General features: G+C 61.9%; 1 protein-coding gene. It reads right to left on the bottom strand.

What is annotated here, in order from left to right; genetic code table 11:
* The coding region (locus LN415_09745; GenBank protein MCJ2557368.1) for an ABC transporter substrate-binding protein at positions 1–2,458 on the bottom strand (2,458 nt) is incomplete at its 3' end.
* Positions 2,459–2,585: the final 127 nt, after the last annotated feature.

Here is a 2,585-nt window from a genome sequence, read left to right as displayed (position 1 = left end):
CGATCTGCACGAGGTTCGGGTCCCACACAAGGCAGTACGCCCACACGATGGACTCGTCCTGCAGCCTCATGCTTATGTTCACCGCCCCACCCAGCTCCTGCGGGTCCGGCTCGGCCGTCAGGTCGAGGATCTCCGGCGGCAGCAGGTCCATGTTGTGGACGATGACGTAATCGCTGTCGTTCACCGACTCTCCCATGTACTCCGCGTACGCCGTCACCCAGTAGGTCGTGTCCTGCGCTACCTGCGGCGCAGTGAAGGTTACCAGGCCGATAGTGCCGTTCATCGTCACGCCCGAGTCGGGGACGATGGTCGGGCCCGCAGGCGACACGTAGATCGTGACGTTCGCCCCGTCAAGCGGGTTGTGCTGCGGGCCGCGCACATAGAACCAGAATGGTAGGTCCTCGCCCTCGTTCACCGTGTTCCCGTTGGGGAAGACGAAGTCGATCGTCATCTCGCCAGGCGGGTGGATTCCTATCCAAGACCAGTACGAATCGGTGAATATGCTGCCCGCGCGGCCGACCGTCCAGTTCACGAAGCTGTCCTGCCGGTACGCCTCGATGTTGTCCCTGAAGTACACAACGTCGTTCGGCAGGGCGTCCGCGAGGAGCGCGCTGGCCTCCTTGATCAGCTGCCTCTGCATGACCGGGTTCAGCTCGGCCCGCGCGTCCAGCGCCAGGACGTCGAACGTGTCGTTCTGAAATCCCGCGTGGTTCAGCCCCGCGCGTGCGTTCCCCGAGTAGTAGAAGTCTGTGTAGAACTCCGTCGGGTCCGAGGCTATCCTCTCGCTGTACATCCACATCTGCATGTCACGGTTGTTCAGCTTCTCCCCGATCTCTCCGAAGGCGACAAGATTCGCGTATGCGTTCAGGCCCACGACCCTCATGTTGGCCGCAATCATGTTGCAGGCCGAAGCCTGGATCGGGTCGTAGTCCGCCTGTGGGCACAGTATCTCGATCTGGGAGCTGCCTATCGACGGCAGATTCCTCCATCCGCCCGACCAGCCGAGGCCGAACCCTCCGATGGTGTAGTGATCGTCGAGTATCTGCACCGCGGCGGACAGGTCGTAGCTGTACTTCGTGACGGACGCGTTGTACCACAGCACATCCTCCGGGCGTATGGGTTGGTCCCCAGCCACGCCGTAGCCCTGCAGCAGGAGGCTCACTATCATGCCCTTGTCTATCACGTGCGAGACCGCCTTGCGGAGGTTGTAGCCGCCGTCGCCGTTTAAGGGATTATTGTCAGGATAGCCGAAGGGCGACTTGCGCATGTTGTACCCGAGGTACCTGAACCCGTGCTCGGCGGTGATGGAGAGGCCCACGGTCGGGTTGGACTGCAGAGGTGCCAGGAGCTCTGGCGGAATGGACCACGAGATGTACTCTATTTCTCCCGCCTGGAGCGCGAATATCGCCGCCTGGGCGGTCTTGTATATCTTGAACATCATTCCCTCGATGATGGGCTTGTGCGTATGGGAGTAGAACACGCCCTGACAGACCGGCGGGGTGCCAACCCTCTCGCAGTCGAGGGCGCTGTCCATGTAGTCCTCGTACCTCGCCGCCGTCACGGACACGCCCGGCCACCACGTGTTGAACTCGAAGGGTCCCGTCCCCACGACCTCGTCATCCATCATGAGCCAGGATTCGGCGTCGCTGAACTTGAAAGAGTCAGGTTCCGTTGTGGGTACGCCGTTGTGCGTGACAGGGTCGTACGCGTACTTGAAGTCGGTGTGGAGTCCGAACTGCCAGGTGTTGCAGACGCCGGCGGTCGCGTCCACGCACAGCCTTCCCGTGCCCTCCCATATGTGTCTCGGGATTATGGGCGCGTCGCTCAGCGTGTGCCTGACGAAGCCCCCGTACAGGGCTTGCTGGCTGAAGTACAGAGCGAACGCTAGAGTCGCATCCGGACCCACGGGGATGGCGGGGTCCCAGTTGTCCTGCACCGGCCACACTTCGAGCCATCTGCTCGTCGAGTAGTTCGTGCCGGGCAGGGCGTTCTTGTCCTTTATCACGTCGAGCGACCTCTCCAGCGGGTTCATCGCGCGCATGTGGTAGCTGAAGAGGAGGTCGTGCATCGTCATCTGGATGCCATCGTGCGATAGAACGCCGTTGAAGTCGTAGTAGGCGGTCACGTCCAACGGTAGCGGGACTTCATTCTTGTAGATCCCGTACTCGTCCAGGTCGAATACGCCGTCGCTGTCCGCGTCCACGCCCTTGAGCAGATAGGGAAGCGGCCCCTGCGTCGCCGGGTCCTCGAGGCCGACGCTGCCGTAGACGGGGCCCAGGACATTCTCCGTCCAGATGTCCCTGGCTCCGAGCAGGTTCCTCGTCTTCATGTCGTCCTGCGCTCCCACCCGCAGCGTCAGCTGCTGCAGGGGCTCCTCCTCGTTGCCGTCCCCGGCCGTGACGTAAGGTGATAGTAGCACCACCGCGCACAGCAGAATCGCTATCCTGCGAATGATCATGTCATTCCTCCCAACAGTATGAAAAACCCCGTTGCTGCTATTTAAGTGTAGGGGCTGGCGGGACGGGGATGCTCGTCAGGCGCGCTCACTCGTTCATCATCCGCACGCACTCCTCGAGGGTTACGAC

Source organism: Candidatus Thermoplasmatota archaeon (assembly GCA_022848865.1).
In the GTDB taxonomy this organism is placed as follows: Archaea; Thermoplasmatota; Thermoplasmata; order RBG-16-68-12; family JAGMCJ01; genus JAGMCJ01.
The sequence above is the reverse complement of the archived record's forward strand: the minus strand, read 5'-3'. Positions and strand labels throughout refer to the sequence as shown.